The following is a 15,101-nucleotide window of genomic DNA, read 5'->3' on the forward strand; positions in this document are numbered from 1 at the left end:
AAGGGAGTGACATCCAAAATGATCACTAAAATGGACAAAAATAAAGCTCGTTTGAAAAGACATCTTCGTGTTCGCAAAAAAATCCAAGGAACTTCGGAGCGTCCGAGACTCAGCATTTTCCGCTCAGCGAAGCATATGTATGCTCAAATCATTGACGACTCGAAAGGCATTACCTTGATTGCGGCATCATCCCAGGACAAGGAACTGAAGGATCAAATCTCGAACGGCGGCAATGTGGAATCTGCCCGCAAAGTAGGAGAACTGCTTGCAAAACGTGCCAAAGAAAAAGGCATTGATAAAGTGGTTTTTGACCGCGGCGGATATTTATATCACGGAAGAGTTCAGGCGTTGGCTGATGCCGCGCGCGAGGCTGGATTGGATTTCTGATCGGAGAATATTTAATAAGGAGGTTAGCGATTTGCGCGTAGATCCGAATACGTTGGAATTGACTGAAAAAGTTGTGCAAATCAACCGTGTGGCTAAGGTTGTAAAAGGCGGACGCCGTTTCAGCTTTAGCGCGCTCGTAGTGGTTGGCGACGGAAATGGCTGGGTTGGCGCCGGGATCGGAAAAGCATCGGAAGTTCCCGATGCGATTCGCAAAGGCATCGATGACGCCAAAAAACATTTGATTTATGTGCCGATGGTAAAAACCACAATTCCTCATCAAGTCATGGGACATTTCGGAGCTGGTAAAGTGCTCCTCAAACCGGCTTCCGAAGGTACCGGAGTAATCGCCGGCGGACCTGTTCGCGCGGTTCTCGAGTTGGCGGGTGTTGGCGATATTTTGACGAAATCTCTGGGCTCATCCAATTCGATCAATATGGTTAATGCGACATTGGAAGGTCTGTCCCGCTTGAAAAAAGCGGAGGATGTTGCCAAATTGCGTGGAAAATCAGTAGAAGAATTGTTAGGATAAGGAGGGGAAATCATGGCCAAGAAATTGCAAATTACCCTCGTACGCAGTCTGATTGGACGTCCGGAAAAGCATAGGACCACCGTGAAAACGCTCGGTTTGCGCAAGCTCCATCAAACTGTCGAGCATCAAGACAATCCGGCTATTCGCGGAATGGTCAGTCAAGTGAGCCATTTGCTGGAAGTTAAAGAAGTGGAAGCATAATAAGCGCCCTTCAAGCAAGGCAATAATTTCAAGGAGGTGCAACGATGAAACTTCATGAGCTGCAATCTGCCCCTGGCTCCCGCAGCACTCGCAAGCGGGTCGGTCGAGGAGTCGGAAGCGGAATGGGAAAAACATCCACCCGCGGTCACAAAGGACAAAATGCGCGTTCCGGCGGTGGGGTTCGTCCAGGATTTGAAGGTGGACAAAACCCGCTGTATCGTCGTTTGCCGAAACGTGGGTTTACCAATATTCACCGTAAAGAATACGCGATTGTTAATTTGGACGACCTTAATAGATTTTCCGCAGGAAGCGAAGTAACTCCGGAAGCTTTGCTTGAATCCGGGATTGTTAAAAATCCGAAGGACGGCATCAAAATTTTGGGTAACGGAGAAATTGCGGTCCAATTAACAGTGAAAGCGAATAAATTCTCGCAATCTGCGGTGGAAAAAATTCAAGCTGCCGGCGGTACAACCGAGGTGATTTGATGCTAAAAACTATATCCAATATCATGAAAGTTACCGACCTGCGGAAGAAAATCCTGTTCACGTTAATGATTTTGATCGTATATCGGATCGGTGCGTTTATTCCCGTTCCCAATATCGATACCGAGTTCCTGAAGAATTACGACCAATCCAAAGTGAATGACATCTTTGGTATGTTGAACACCTTTACCGGAGGCGCTCTGTTTAATTTCTCCGTTTTCGCAATGGGAATCATGCCTTACATCACGGCATCGATTATCGTCCAGCTTTTGTCTATGGACGTAATCCCCAAATTTGCGGAGTGGGCGAAAGAAGGGGAAGCCGGACGCAGGAAAATGGCTCAGATCACCCGATACGGAACCATTGTGTTGGGTTTGATCCAGTCATATGGCATGTCGATCGGATTTAACAGCTTGTATGGATATCAGATGGTGAAAGACCCCGGTTTTACAACGTACACCATGATTGCAATAGTTCTGACGGCCGGAACCGCATTTTTGATGTGGTTGGGCGAACAGATTACCGAATTCGGAATCGGGAACGGGATTTCCATTATCATCTTCGCCGGAATTATAGCTAGATTCCCGACGGAGATCGGTTTGATTTACAAAACGGTTTTTGCCGATGCCTCTACCGCAACAATCTTTTTAGGGATACTGAAGCTGCTGGTCATCCTGCTTGTCGTGATCGCCATTGTTGCCGGCGTTATTTTCGTTCAGCAGGGAGTTCGTAAAATCCCGGTCCAGTATGCCAAAAAAATTGTCGGCAGAAAAATGTATGGCGGGCAGTCGACCCATATTCCGCTTAAAGTGAATTCAGCCGGTGTTATTCCGGTCATTTTCGCCATATCGCTGATAGCATTTCCGAGCACGCTGGCCAGCTTTTGGCGCGGCACCGCTGTGGCGGATTGGATTATCGCCAACTTGAATTATACAGCGCCTCTGGGTATGGTGCTCTATGTCCTGTTGATCATTGGATTTACGTATTTCTACACATTTGTTCAAATCAATCCGATACAAATGGCCGATCAAATGAAGAAAAACGGCGGATATATTCCCGGGATTCGACCTGGTAAGACGACATCGATTTATCTGACAAGAGTCATCAGCCGAATCACATTGTCCGGTGCCGTTTTTCTGGCTGCTGTTTCGATTCTCCCGATTTATTTTGCAGCTCTTGCCGGATTGCCGAACTCGGTCAGAATCGGAGGGACTTCACTTTTGATTGTGGTCGGCGTTGCTTTGGATACGATGAAGCAGGTCGAAAGTTCGTTGATCAAGCGCCACTATAAAGGGTTCATCAATAAATAGCGCAGGAAACGAATTGGAGGAGAATGCTGGTGAATATCATTTTCATGGGTCCTCCCGGCGCCGGTAAAGGGACTCAAGCGGAACGAATTGTAATGGAATTTGAAATACCGCATATCTCGACCGGTGATGCTTTCCGATTGGCCATGAGTCAGGGAACTCCCCTGGGCTTGAAGGCAAAAGAATATGTTGATCAAGGATTATTGGTACCGGATGAAATCACGATCGGCATCGTCAAGGAAAGACTTCAGCAGGAAGACTGCGGTAAAGGATTTTTGCTTGACGGTTTTCCACGGACGATTTCGCAGGCGGAAGCGCTGGATAGCATTATGGCGGATATGGAACGAAAGATTGATTATGCGATCAATCTGGTCGTTGACCGGAAGCTGCTGCTGGACCGTTTGACGGGACGCAGAATTTGCAAAAAGTGCGGCGCTACCTACCATGTCCTGTTTAACCCGCCGAAAGCGGAAAATATTTGCGACAAATGCTCCGGAGAGCTGTATCAACGTTCGGATGATACTGCGGAGAAAGTCGGCACGAGACTCGATGAGTATATCAACAAAACGGCTCCTCTGCTTGATTATTACCGGTCCAAGAATCTGCTTCTTGAAGTGAATGGGGAAGAGGAAATTGACACGGTGACCTCGAATATCGTCAAAATACTGCGGGGCCAAGTGCAATGATCATTTGCAAATCGGAAGCTGAAATAGAATTGATGAGGATTGCGGGTCGGATAGTAGCGAAAACGCACCGCCTCTTGAACGACGCAATTCGCCCCGGGATCACGACCCGGGAATTGGATCGGATCGCGGAAGATTACATTCGAAGTCAAGGTGCAGTCCCATCCTTCAAAGGCTACAATGGTTTTCCTGCAAGTATATGTGCTTCAGTAAACGAAGAATTGGTGCACGGCATTCCAAGCGACCGTAAATTGGTGGAAGGCGACATTATCAGCATTGATATCGGAGCAGAATATCAGGGATATCACGGAGATTCCGCATGGACTTATCCAGTCGGAAGCATCTCGGAAACAGCGCAGCTGCTGCTGGAAGTAACGGAAAAGTCTCTATATGCAGGCTTGGAGAAAGCAATGCCCAATGTGCGTTTATACACCATCTCTCATGCGATCCAACAAGTCATTGAAACATCGGGATTTTCAGTTGTCCGGGAGTATGTGGGTCATGGAATCGGAGCGGAACTTCATGAAGAACCGCAAATCCCTAATTATGGGACTCCCGACCGCGGCCCCCGCCTTAAGCAAGGGATGGTCCTGGCCATCGAACCGATGGTTAATGCTGGCGAGCGTTATGTTCGCACGTTGGAAGACAATTGGACTGTGGTCACTGTTGACCGATCGTTATGTGCCCATTTTGAACATACGATCGCGATCACGGAATCGGGCTATGAGATCCTTACCCGATCCGACGCGTAAGACAAATGAGGTGATGGAGAAGTGGAAGTTCTCAAACCGCCACAACTCGGGCAATTTGTCAAAATACTGCGCGGCAGAGACGCAGGCAAATATGCGGTTGTCGTCAAGGTGCTCGATCAACGATTTGTTCTGGTTGCCGATGGAGACAAACGGAAATTCGACCAGTCGAAAAAGAAAAATCTGCTCCATCTGCAACTTCTCGATAGTATCAGCCGTGAGGTTGCCGAAAGTTTACAGGAGACAGGTCGTGTCACCAATGGCAAATTGCGTTTCGCATTGGGCAAATTTCTGGAAAGCGTGCAAACCGATGCACATGAGAAAGGAGAATGAGTGTGGCCAAAGAAGATGTTATTGAAGTTGAAGGCACGGTGATTGAGCCTCTTCCGAATGCAATGTTCAAGGTGGAATTGGAAAACGGCCATCAAATTTTGGCCCACGTTTCCGGGAAATTGAGGATGCACTTTATCCGTATTTTGACCGGGGACAGAGTTGTCGTTCAACTCTCGCCATACGATTTATCCAGAGGCCGGATTACCTACCGAAAATGAGTGAAAGTGAATTTTCAGGATAGATTAAGACAGTTTTCCTTGAGAAAACGTATAGGAGGTTTTACTGATGAAGGTTAGACCTTCGGTCAAACCGATTTGCGAAAAATGTAAAGTCATCCGCCGCAAAGGCAACGTGATGGTAATTTGTGAAAATCCGAAGCACAAACAAAAACAAGGTTAAAGGGGGGTGTCAAATTCCATATGGCTCGTATAGCTGGTGTAGACTTGCCTCGCGATAAGCGAGTGGAAATTGCCGTAACGTATATTTTTGGAATCGGTCTGTCCACTTCCAAGAAATTGCTGAACATTGCCGGCATCAATCCGGATACCCGTGTTCGCGACCTCACCGAAGATGAAGTAAGCAGACTTCGTGAAGCGATCGACAAGAACGTCAAGGTCGAAGGCGACCTTCGCCGGGAAATTGCGCTGAACATCAAACGTTTGGTTGAGATCGGAAGCTTCCGCGGAATTCGCCATCGTCGCGGACTGCCGGTTCGGGGACAAAGAACGAAAACCAATGCCCGGACAAGAAAAGGTCCTCGTCGTACCGTTGCAAACAAGAAGAAATAAGAAGGGGGGATAACCTAAATGGCAAAGCCTAAAAAAACCGTACGCACAAAACGTCGTGATCGGAAAAATATTGAAACGGGAGTGGCGCATATTCGTTCCACTTTTAACAATACGATCGTCACCATTACAGATCCGCATGGAAACGCCATTTCATGGGCTAGCTCGGGAAACCTAGGATTTAAAGGTTCTCGGAAAAGCACTCCGTTTGCCGCGCAAATGGCTGCTGAGTCTGCTGCTAAATCGGCAATGGAGCATGGCATGAAAAGCGTTGAAGTTTTGGTGAAAGGGCCAGGTGCCGGCCGTGAAGCGGCGATCCGCTCTTTGCAAGCCGCAGGATTGGAAGTAAGCATGATCAAAGACGTTACTCCGATTCCTCATAACGGTTGCCGTCCGCCGAAACGTCGTCGTGTTTAATGCTGCATCCATCATTGTGGTATAAATCACTTCAACTTGTGAATAATGGATTTGAAGGATAGGCATACTACATGGTTTTGGAGATAATCATAGTGATTCGTTGGCAACGACGTTTTGAAGGAGGAATCAGGTTATGATAGAAATCGAAAAGCCGAAGATAGAGATCATGAGCCTCAGCGAAGACGGCACTTACGGAAAATTTGTCGTTGAGCCCCTCGAACGCGGTTACGGTACAACGCTCGGCAACTCGTTGAGACGCATTCTGCTCTCTTCGTTGCCCGGTGCTGCGGTTACTTCTGTACAGATTGACGGCGTTCTGCATGAGTTCTCGACCATTCCCGGGGTACTGGAGGATGTGACCGAGATTATACTCAATATGAAAGGACTGTCGATCAAAATTCATTCCGATGAGGAAAAAATGCTGGAGATCGATGCAGAGGGAGAAGGAATCATTACAGCCGGCGATATTCGTGCGGACAGTGACGTGGAAATCCTCAATCCCGACTTGCATATTGCCACATTGGCCGCAGATGGCCGTCTTCATATGAGAATGTTTGCTAACAGGGGACGGGGCTACGTTTCGGCAGACAAGAACAAACGAGATGATCAGCCTATTGGCGTAATCCCGATTGATTCCATCTATACTCCGATTACAAGGGTAAACTACAGTGTGGAAAATACCCGTGTCGGCCAAGTGACTAACTATGATAAACTCTCCTTGGAAGTTTGGACCGACGGAAGTATCCGTCCCGAAGAAGCCGTAAGCCTTGGCGCGAAAATTTTGACAGAGCATCTGGACCTGTTCGTCGGTTTGACCGATGAAGCCAAGGATGCCGAAATCATGGTGGAAAAGGAAGAGGACAAGAAAGAGAAAGTTCTTGAAATGACCATCGAGGAACTTGACCTTTCCGTTCGTTCTTACAATTGTCTGAAACGTGCGGGAATCAACACGGTTCAGGAATTGGTAACGAAAACGGAAGAGGATATGATGAAAGTCCGCAATTTGGGAAGAAAGTCTTTGGAGGAAGTTCAGGAGAAACTGGCTGAACTGAATTTGGGGCTAAGACAAGAGGATTGACGGCAGCGGGAAAATTTTTGGCGGAATTTCAAGATAGAAGGAGGGATAACAAATGGGTTATCAAAAATTAGGACGTGACTCTAGTGCCCGAAAAGCGCTATTTCGTGATCTGGTAACAGATTTGTTCATATATGAGCGAATTCAAACGACAGAGGCCAAAGCCAAAGAAGTTCGTTCCATTGCAGAAAAGCTGATTACTCTTGCCAAGCGTGGAGATTTGCATGCACGCCGTCAGGTGGCAGCTTTTGTGCGTCGTGAGCAGGCGGACGGTGAACAAGACGCCATTCAAAAATTGTTTACTGAATTGGCCACTCGCTATTCAGAACGTCAAGGCGGGTACACTCGCATTCTGAAACTGGGTCCTCGTCGCGGCGACTCGGCTCCAATGGTTTATTTGGAATTAGTGGACCGGGCCTAACGACTGAATCGAAAGGGTGGACAGAATCGGTAGATTCTGATCGAGCCCTTTTTTTGTTCATGATCCGGAAAGGATTTGTCATGCGTAACATTTGCTTGGTCATCAGTTATGATGGCACCTATTATTGCGGTTTTCAATCCCAGCCGCATCGGAATACGGTGCAGGATAAGCTGGAAGATGCACTGGAGAAGCTCACCGGAGAACAAATTAAAGTTCATTCGTCGGGACGTACGGATACCGGTGTCCATGCACGGGCGCAGGTAATCAATTTCATCACCGAATCGAGCATTCCCATTGAGAGATGGGGCTTGGCAATGAACGTCCGATTGCCGGAGGATATTCGGGTCATCCAGTCGCGGGAAGTGCCCCTGGATTTTCACTCACGCAAATCTGCCAAACGGAAAACCTATCGGTATACAATCAATATCGATCGAAATCCGGATGTTTTTCAAAGACATTATCAACTGCATCATTATAGACCTTTGAATCTCGATAATATGGAGAGCGCACTGCAGTATTTGATCGGTGAACATGATTTCAAATCCTTTTGTACGGTGAGAACGGATAAAAACGTTTTTGTCCGGACGATTTACGATGCTCGGATGATCCGGGAATCCGACACTGTTGTTCACATCATGATCACAGGAAACGGATTTCTGTATAATATGGTCCGGATAATTATTGGCACTTTGCTGCAAATTGGAGAAGGGAAGAGAAAAAGCATCGATATGCTCGAAATTCTTCATGCCCGGGACCGCTCTAAAGCGGGACCGAAGGCCCCCGCACATGGCTTGATGTTATGGGAAGTGAGCTATGATGAATAATTTTAGCTTGATTATGGAATGGATATATAGTAATATATTAGTTGGTCTTTGTTGCTGGCATCCCACGCCCCGAGCAACGACAGACCCTTACTTCCAAAAATAAATCAATGCATTATTTCCAGATGAGATTATTACGAGATAGATACGGTTGATTGACCAGGAATTCGAAGGAGGAACAATCATGCGCACGACCTATATGGCGAAGCCGAATGAAGTGCCGCGCAAGTGGTACATTATCGATGCCGCCGGAAAAACGCTGGGCCGTCTGGCTACTGAAGCAGCCAGCATCCTGCGTGGAAAGCACAAACCGGAATTTACCCCGCATGTGGATACCGGAGATTTTGTAATTGTGATTAACGCGGACAAAGTGGAGCTGACAGGTAAAAAGCTTCAGAACAAGATTTACTACCGTCACTCGAATCATCCGGGAGGATTAAAAGCAACGACCGCCGGCGAAATGCTTCAAACGAAGCCTGAGCGTGTCATAGAATTGGCCGTACACGGCATGCTTCCAAAAAATCGTCTGGGCGATAAAATGAAATTGAAGCTGAAAGTATATAAGGACAGTGAACATCCACATCAGGCACAACAACCCGAAGTTTGGGAACTTCGCGGATAAGGAAAGGGAGGTTAGTTTCGTGGCTCAAGTGCAATATTATGGAACCGGTCGTCGAAAGCACTCCATCGCACGCGTACGTTTAGTGCCGGGAGAAGGGCGGATTTTAATCAACAAACGCGACATCAATGAATATTTTGGATTGGAAACCTTGAAGCTTATTGTCAAGCAGCCTCTTCAGCTGACGGGCACGCTTTCGAATTATGATGTGTTGGTCAACGCAAACGGAGGCGGGATTTCCGGACAAGCGGGAGCAATTCGTCACGGAATTTCAAGGGCACTTTTGAAAGTCGATCCTGAATTCAGATCTTCTCTGAAAAAAGCGGGATTTCTGACGCGGGATCCGCGCATGAAGGAACGTAAGAAATACGGGTTGAAAGCTGCCCGTCGCGCGCCTCAGTTCTCCAAGCGCTAATTTTCAAAGCTTATATTTCAACGACAAAAGCCTTTTCCGCTCCGCGGAGAAGGCTTTTGCTTGATTTCCAACCTTTGCTTGCAAAATATGCGTGAAAGTAATATTTGTCCATCCTGTCCCATATCCTTGTATAGAGTTCTGGTACAAACCGTTCTCAAGTTTTGGGATGAGGTGAATTGGCATGCAGCTGAGAAAAAGGAAAAGACTCTTCATCTGGATTTCATACAGGGGGGCAATGAAACTTCTTCTAACAACGTTGATGCTTGCTGTTTTGGTGTTTTATTATACGGAAGGCGATGAGCTGCGCAAGGCATGGAATGAGTGGACTCTGCCGCTGTCGAATAAAGTGATTGTCCTTGATGCGGGGCATGGTGGTCCGGATGGAGGGGCGGAAAGCCGGGATGGAATCATCGAAAAGCATATCAATCTGGCGATCGCTCTTTATATACGCGATTATCTCCAGCAGGCGGGGGCCATTGTATACATGACGAGGGAAGACGACAGCGATCTCGCATCCAACAACACCAAGGGATTAAGCAGAAGAAAAACCGAGGACTTGCTTAATCGGGTTAAATTCGTGAGAGAAAAGAAAGCAGACCTGCTGGTCAGCATTCATCTGAATAGTATTCCCTCGACTCGATGGAGGGGAGCTCAAACTTTTTATTATCCGACGAATACACAAGGGAAAATACTGGCGACATGGATCCAGAATGAAATCAAGAACACCATTGCGAATACAGACCGTCTTGCCAATACAGTGAATACCGTATACCTGCTGAAGGCTTTGGACAATATTCCCGGCGCACTGGTGGAAATCGGATTTTTATCGAATCCGGAGGAAGCCAGGCTCCTCGGGGATGAAACCTACCAGAAAAAAATGGCCGAGGCGATCTACCGGGGAATCCTGCGGTATGCTTCAGGCGAAAAGATTGGAACATCCTAATTTTATGTTATAATGGTCACATATTACATACATAGTGGGGTGTATAAGGATATGGTGACGAAAGATCAAATATTGGATGCTTTAAAATCCTTGAAAGATCCGAAAACACAACAGAATCTTGTGGATTTGAATTTAATTCGCGATATTCTCGTCCGGGAGGATAAAGTTCATTTAACAGTCGTTGTAACGCAGTTGGACGATGAGATCAAGACTTCCATGCATGAGCAGGTCGCCGGCGGACTGCAGACGTTAGGTGTTGAGGACCCCCACATCAGGATCAGACAGATTACCGATTTTGAAATGGATGAATTGCAGAATCGCCTAAAGGCGTCTGGTGCAGGTGCTGCTTCAGGAAGGGAAAACGGCAAGCTGGATTCCATGCAGGCGCGCAGACAAGCTGAAATGAAGGCGGCGGGAATGCCGAAGCTGCTCTCCCCGGGCTCCAAGGTTAACTTTATTGCGGTGGCCAGCGGCAAAGGTGGCGTAGGCAAATCTACAGTGTCGGTAAACTTGGCGGTTGCGCTTGCGCGACAAGGCAAAAAGACGGGGCTTATCGATGCGGATATTTATGGCTTCAGCGTTCCGGACATGATGGGAATCGAGGGGGCCCCGAAGCTGGTGAACGATCGGATTATTCCGGTTCAACGGTACGGAGTCAGCGTGATCTCTATGGGGTTCTTCGTTCAGGATAATGCTCCGGTAATTTGGCGTGGTCCGATGCTCGGAAAAATGCTGACCAATTTCTTTAATGAAGTGGAATGGGACAGCGACTTGGAATACATGATCCTCGACCTGCCTCCCGGAACGGGGGATGTGGCTCTCGACGTTCACCAGATGATCCCGCAAAGCAAAGAAATACTGGTGACCACCCCCCATGCTACGGCAGCTTTTGTTGCGGCAAGGGCAGGAGCGATGGCTTTGAATACCCATCATGAACTTTTAGGCATTGTTGAGAATATGTCCTATTACGAATGCGGACAATGCGGGCAAAAGGAATATGTCTTCGGACGAGGCGGAGGGGCCAAGCTCGCGGAAGAAATGCATACCGAACTGCTTGCCCAGCTGCCTTTGGGCGCACCCGACAACCATCCGTCGGAACCGGATTATTCACCCTCGGTATATAAGGCGGATACGGCGGCCGGACAAATTTTCCTTGATATGGCTGCGCGCATCATCCAGAAAGTTGAACGATAAGCTCGGCCAAAAGTTTTCCAAGCTCAAAATGGAAAGGCTGCTAAAGTTCATGCTACGGCAGCCTTTTTTTCTTTGACACCCCTTAATCGTACTCAGCCGCCGCCTCCTCCTTCGCCGCCTCCTCCTTCGCCTCCTTGCTCGCCGCCCTTATCTTTCTTTTCCTTGTCGCTCTTTTTAGGCTTCATTTCTTCATCAAGCACTTTTTTGAACAGTTCCATCAAGTCCATTCGGAACAGCGGGCTCTCCATCGATTCCTTGATAATGGTCATGGTTTGCTTGCGGTACTGCGGGGATTTCATTACATCCAGCAGCAATTTTTCAAATTCAGGGTTTTTCATGGCTCCGATCACAAGATTCTGATATTCAGGATCCTTAATCAGATCTTTTTGCAGACGTTTGTTTTCTTTTTCAATCGCTTTTGCAAATTCACCGGCAAATTTGGGGTCGGTCATCATTTCTTTAAGATGCTTGGAGTAATTTGGATCTGTCAGCACATCTTTGACGGCAAGCTGAATTTGTTTTCCGTCGCCGGTGCTTAACAGCTTCATTTTGCCGCCTTCACCGCCGCCTTGTTCCTCTTCCGTGGCTTTCTGAATGGCTTTTTTGGCTTCTTCCGTCTTCAGAATGTCAATAACCATGGATTTCGTTTCTTTGTAGCTTTGCATTCCGCCAGAAGAGGTTTCCGAACCGCACCCCGCAATAAGGGAAATGAATAATACCGGAAACAACAACCGTGGAACTTTCCGAGTCAAGTGGCATGACATATGCTTGTTCCCCTTTCAATCGGCTGCTTTTTTGTTAGTATGTGAAGGGATCGGCAGGTTTATGATGGAGAAACTTGGCTTGAAAGTTGGCTTTTTCGATAAGGGGTTGGTACAATATAAATTAGTGTGCTCATCGCGGTATCTGAGAATCATTCGGCTTCGGATGAGGGTTGGAGGAGATTGAATTGACTGTTCGAAAATGGCTCTATTTGTTTCTTACCACACTTTTGATCGGCGGCATCGCGGCTTTGGCAACCGGTCTGATTATGCAGGGCATGGATCAAGAGTATAGTTTGCTCGGAATTACCGGTTTCGACATTTTTAACACTGTTGTTGTCGGACTTACTCTAAGTGCATTCAGCCAAATGGGATTCTTTTCTTACATGATGGTCAATTATATTGCCATAGATATTATCCGCAAAAAATACTGGTGGAATATGATTCAATTGGCTTTGGTGATTATCGCTTTATTTGAAACGGCTTATTTGCGGTATTTGAGCTTTGGAACAGGGAGGTCGTACCTCGAGTTTACGGATGTTCCCTTATTGTTGCTGGCGGCAGGACTGGTGACTGCCTACTGGAAAGTATCCATGACCAACCGGACTGCCTTTATCCCAACCTTGTTTTTTATGACTGCCGCTACGGCCATCGAGGCGGTTCCGGCTCTCCGTCTGGACAATCCGGCATCGACGTTCTTCATGCTCATCCCGCTTATTGTCTGCAATGCCTGGCAAATCCTGATACTTCATAAATTGTTGAGGGCAAAAAAGAGCTAATTACTCAGCTCTTTTTCGTTTAGATCGGTTTATTTGGATTGCGGCATTTGGTCTCGTATCGGGTTGTCTTTCATCTTCGATTGATTGATTAACTGCGATACAGTCACGAACTGGTATCCCTGCTCCCGAAGCTTGTCGATAATGACGGGAAGCGCTTCGTGTGTTTGTTTGCAGGAATCGCTGGCGTGCATCAGCACAATATCGCCGGGGTGGGCTTTGGTCAATACCCTGTTGATAATATTATTCACGCCTTTGTTCATCCAATCCAGCGAGTCCGTATCCCATTGAATAACGGTATATCCCAATTGATTGGCAATGCGCAGCACTCTCTTATCAAAATCGCCGTTTGGCATGCGGATCAGCATCGGCGTTTGTCCTGTCGATTCTTTTAGAATTTGGTCGGCAGTTTGAATTTGCTTGCGGATTTCCTCGTCATTTAAGGTGCTGTAATTGACATGCTTATGGCCGTGGCTGCCGATTTCAAAGCCGGCGTCGACGATTTGCTTGACGATCTCGGGATGACTCTTGGTCCAAGGCGAGGACAGAAAGAATGTTGCATTGGTAACGCCTTTATCCTTGAGGATTTGAATAATTGGCTCGGGTCTTTTTTCACCCCAGCTGATATCAAACGTCAGCGCGATAAGCTTCTTGTCGGTGACAACACTGTAAATAGCGGAAGGTTCATTCGCGGAGAATACGCTGATGTTGTTTTTTTCCGAGTAAATAATACCCGCAGTAAAAAGTGCAGCCATGAGAATGACAAATATGCGCCTTAACTTTTTACCGTTCATCACAAAAAAGAAATTCACCTGATTCGCCCCCATATGAAAGTGATTTTTGGTCCAAGGTTTTGAATGAATTTATATTTACAATGTATGCTTGTACCTGTAGCTTATGCAGATTTGTCCGATTTTAAGATAGCGGAACGATTTGGAGGGATGGTTGTGAGAAAACTCTTCAGGGATTTTTACAGTGATTTAAAAAGCAGCAGGCACTATTTAATCGCCTCCACGCTGGTTTTTATGATCGGCATCTACGCGGGTTTTTCTTCGGGGAATCTTCAAGGGATTCTTGCTCAACAAATAGAAGAAATCCGCAAATTGGCGCAAATGCTTGATCAAATGAACAATACTCAGCTGTGGTTGTTTGTTTTCATTTTTTTCAATAATTTATTGAAGGCCTTGTTATTTGTCGCTTTGGGGGGGTTCTTTGGTTTATTTCCGCTGTATTCTCTAGTCATGAACGGCATGATTCTCGGCTTTCTGGCACATACCACCCAAGCGAATGGGGGGGATTTGCCCCAAATGGTTGTAAGGGGAATACTGCCGCATGGAATAATTGAGCTTCCAGCAATCATCCTCGCCGGTGCTTACGGAATACGTTTTGGCTTTATTGTCGCAAGAGGGACGATAAGTTGGTTGATTCCGGCCAAAAGAAAAGCGGCAGGCCAACAGATTGCGTATTTCTTGAAAATGACAATTCCTTTAATGCTGGTTCTGATCGTGTCATTGTTCGTCGCTGCGATCATTGAAAGTTCATTCACTTATTGGTTGGTACGGCACTAAATTTTTTTGATCTTTTCAATTCCTCCTATTCATAAAACGGAAAAAAATGAGCATAACAGTAAAACGGGAAATTCATCCCATTCCAATTGCGAATTGAGGAGGTAATATTCGATGTTGGGTATGTTGTACAATGATCGGGAATGCAGGGAATTAAACTATATGCTGCGCAAGGAATTGGACGAAATGCTTCTTGAACTGAATGACAGCCGAATAGACGGTGAGATCCGCAAAGCGATCGAAATGAGATATACGGTGATATTCAGAATGTATGCGCGTTTGGCTTCGTCAAAAGAGCTCTCGAAATACGCAAGGAGCCGTACTTATCGCTAAAGACCAGGACATTCGGTCTTGCCAACGGAAGTGGTTGCGGAAGCTGGGCGGAAAATAAAAACCAGCGATCTCTTGACAAGCTTTGTTCTGTCATGATACATTACGATATGCCGTTTGAAGAGCAGGCATATTCGCAAAACGGTTGTGCCGAGCTTCTTTCGGAAAATTGATTGGTTGGAAAAAATTTCACTTGCACACGGTCGGCGAGATGTGATATATTAATCAAGTCGCCGTTCGGAAGAACATCGGCTGAGCGAGAGCTCGAAAGCGGCGCTTGAGGATGCGTGAAGACGGTCGGAAAGCGA

At 46.8% G+C, this 15,101-nt stretch carries 24 protein-coding genes; 22 read left to right on the forward strand and 2 right to left on the reverse strand.

The genetic code is table 11. The features are described 5' to 3' along the window. The first annotated feature begins 18 nt into the window (after positions 1 to 18). From rplR to salA, 19 genes are all read left to right on the forward strand, one after another. A complete protein-coding gene (gene rplR, locus VF724_RS17795) occupies positions 19 to 387 on the forward strand; it encodes a 50S ribosomal protein L18 (RefSeq protein ID WP_371755588.1) in 369 nt (122 codons plus the stop codon). Positions 388 to 418: 31 nt separating this feature from the next. Beyond that, a complete protein-coding gene (gene rpsE, locus VF724_RS17800; RefSeq protein WP_371755589.1) occupies positions 419 to 916 on the forward strand; it encodes a 30S ribosomal protein S5 in 498 nt (165 codons plus the stop codon). A gap of 12 nt (positions 917 to 928) precedes the next feature. Continuing rightward, positions 929 to 1,117, forward strand: a complete 189-nt coding sequence (gene rpmD, locus VF724_RS17805; RefSeq protein WP_371755590.1) for a 50S ribosomal protein L30 — start codon at positions 929 to 931, stop codon at positions 1,115 to 1,117. A 44-nt stretch (positions 1,118 to 1,161) separates the two neighbouring features. Continuing rightward, a complete protein-coding gene (rplO, locus tag VF724_RS17810) occupies positions 1,162 to 1,602 on the forward strand; it encodes a 50S ribosomal protein L15 (protein WP_371755591.1) in 441 nt (146 codons plus the stop codon). Then, complete coding sequence (gene secY, locus VF724_RS17815) at positions 1,602 to 2,909, forward strand: preprotein translocase subunit SecY (protein WP_371755592.1); 1,308 nt, start codon at positions 1,602 to 1,604, stop codon at positions 2,907 to 2,909. The genes rplO and secY overlap by 1 nt, the downstream gene beginning before the upstream one ends. A 29-nt stretch (positions 2,910 to 2,938) precedes the next feature. Beyond that, positions 2,939 to 3,592 carry an adenylate kinase gene (locus VF724_RS17820; protein WP_371755593.1) on the forward strand — a complete coding sequence of 218 codons (654 nt, stop codon included), beginning with the start codon at positions 2,939 to 2,941 and terminating at the stop codon, positions 3,590 to 3,592. Then, a complete protein-coding gene (gene map, locus VF724_RS17825; protein ID WP_371755594.1) occupies positions 3,589 to 4,341 on the forward strand; it encodes a type I methionyl aminopeptidase in 753 nt (250 codons plus the stop codon). Before VF724_RS17820 ends, map begins: the two co-directional genes overlap by 4 nt. Before the next feature lie 21 nt (positions 4,342 to 4,362). Further along, positions 4,363 to 4,671 carry a KOW motif-containing protein gene (locus VF724_RS17830; RefSeq protein WP_371755595.1) on the forward strand — a complete coding sequence of 103 codons (309 nt, stop codon included), beginning with the start codon at positions 4,363 to 4,365 and terminating at the stop codon, positions 4,669 to 4,671. Between the two features lie 2 nt (positions 4,672 to 4,673). Next, positions 4,674 to 4,889 (forward strand): translation initiation factor IF-1, encoded by a 216-nt coding sequence (gene infA, locus VF724_RS17835; RefSeq protein WP_371755596.1) that lies wholly within the window; start codon positions 4,674 to 4,676, stop codon positions 4,887 to 4,889. A gap of 67 nt (positions 4,890 to 4,956) precedes the next feature. Beyond that, positions 4,957 to 5,070, forward strand: coding sequence for a 50S ribosomal protein L36 (gene rpmJ, locus VF724_RS17840; protein ID WP_003333770.1), 114 nt, complete (start codon positions 4,957 to 4,959; stop codon positions 5,068 to 5,070). A 20-nt stretch (positions 5,071 to 5,090) separates the two neighbouring features. Then, positions 5,091 to 5,459: a 30S ribosomal protein S13 gene (gene rpsM, locus VF724_RS17845; protein ID WP_371755597.1), complete on the forward strand. Its 369-nt coding sequence runs from the start codon at positions 5,091 to 5,093 to the stop codon at positions 5,457 to 5,459. An 18-nt stretch (positions 5,460 to 5,477) separates the two neighbouring features. Continuing rightward, positions 5,478 to 5,873 (forward strand): 30S ribosomal protein S11, encoded by a 396-nt coding sequence (rpsK, locus tag VF724_RS17850; RefSeq protein ID WP_371755598.1) that lies wholly within the window; start codon positions 5,478 to 5,480, stop codon positions 5,871 to 5,873. A 133-nt stretch (positions 5,874 to 6,006) separates the two neighbouring features. Beyond that, the gene (locus tag VF724_RS17855) at positions 6,007 to 6,951 is read left to right on the forward strand and encodes a DNA-directed RNA polymerase subunit alpha (RefSeq protein WP_371755599.1); all 945 of its coding nucleotides are present in this window, start codon (positions 6,007 to 6,009) and stop codon (positions 6,949 to 6,951) included. A 52-nt stretch (positions 6,952 to 7,003) separates the two neighbouring features. Then, a complete protein-coding gene (gene rplQ, locus VF724_RS17860) occupies positions 7,004 to 7,369 on the forward strand; it encodes a 50S ribosomal protein L17 (RefSeq protein WP_371755600.1) in 366 nt (121 codons plus the stop codon). An 80-nt stretch (positions 7,370 to 7,449) separates the two neighbouring features. Further along, positions 7,450 to 8,193 (forward strand): tRNA pseudouridine(38-40) synthase TruA, encoded by a 744-nt coding sequence (gene truA, locus VF724_RS17865; protein WP_371755601.1) that lies wholly within the window; start codon positions 7,450 to 7,452, stop codon positions 8,191 to 8,193. Positions 8,194 to 8,374: 181 nt separating this feature from the next. Then, entirely contained in the window at positions 8,375 to 8,812 is a 438-nt protein-coding gene (gene rplM / locus VF724_RS17870; protein ID WP_371755602.1) for a 50S ribosomal protein L13, read from the forward strand. A gap of 19 nt (positions 8,813 to 8,831) precedes the next feature. After that, positions 8,832 to 9,224 carry a 30S ribosomal protein S9 gene (gene rpsI, locus VF724_RS17875; protein ID WP_371755603.1) on the forward strand — a complete coding sequence of 131 codons (393 nt, stop codon included), beginning with the start codon at positions 8,832 to 8,834 and terminating at the stop codon, positions 9,222 to 9,224. 235 nt (positions 9,225 to 9,459) lie between these two features. Beyond that, positions 9,460 to 10,167, forward strand: a complete 708-nt coding sequence (cwlD, locus tag VF724_RS17880; protein WP_371755604.1) for an N-acetylmuramoyl-L-alanine amidase CwlD — start codon at positions 9,460 to 9,462, stop codon at positions 10,165 to 10,167. Between the two features lie 51 nt (positions 10,168 to 10,218). After that, complete coding sequence (gene salA / locus VF724_RS17885; protein WP_371755605.1) at positions 10,219 to 11,361, forward strand: iron-sulfur carrier protein/transcriptional regulator SalA; 1,143 nt, start codon at positions 10,219 to 10,221, stop codon at positions 11,359 to 11,361. A 92-nt stretch (positions 11,362 to 11,453) separates the two neighbouring features. Here the strand turns inward: salA and gerD are convergent, their stop codons facing one another. Beyond that, positions 11,454 to 12,125: a spore germination lipoprotein GerD gene (gerD, locus tag VF724_RS17890; protein ID WP_371755606.1), complete on the reverse strand. Its 672-nt coding sequence runs from the start codon at positions 12,123 to 12,125 to the stop codon at positions 11,454 to 11,456. Positions 12,126 to 12,310: 185 nt separating this feature from the next. Between gerD and VF724_RS17895 the strand changes: the two genes are divergently transcribed. Beyond that, entirely contained in the window at positions 12,311 to 12,901 is a 591-nt protein-coding gene (locus tag VF724_RS17895; protein ID WP_371755607.1) for a KinB-signaling pathway activation protein, read from the forward strand. A 29-nt stretch (positions 12,902 to 12,930) separates the two neighbouring features. On the opposite strand, the gene pdaB is transcribed toward VF724_RS17895, so the two are convergent. Beyond that, positions 12,931 to 13,692, reverse strand: a complete 762-nt coding sequence (gene pdaB / locus VF724_RS17900; protein ID WP_371755611.1) for a polysaccharide deacetylase family sporulation protein PdaB — start codon at positions 13,690 to 13,692, stop codon at positions 12,931 to 12,933. A 153-nt stretch (positions 13,693 to 13,845) separates the two neighbouring features. On the opposite strand from pdaB, the gene VF724_RS17905 reads away from it, so the two are divergent. Then, entirely contained in the window at positions 13,846 to 14,466 is a 621-nt protein-coding gene (locus tag VF724_RS17905; RefSeq protein WP_371755608.1) for a stage II sporulation protein M, read from the forward strand. Positions 14,467 to 14,577: 111 nt separating this feature from the next. Then, entirely contained in the window at positions 14,578 to 14,796 is a 219-nt protein-coding gene (locus tag VF724_RS17910; protein ID WP_371755609.1) for a hypothetical protein, read from the forward strand. The last annotated feature ends 305 nt before the right edge of the window (positions 14,797 to 15,101 follow it).

This window comes from Ferviditalea candida, assembly GCF_035282765.1.
GTDB lineage: Bacteria > Bacillota > Bacilli > Paenibacillales > KCTC-25726 > Ferviditalea > Ferviditalea candida.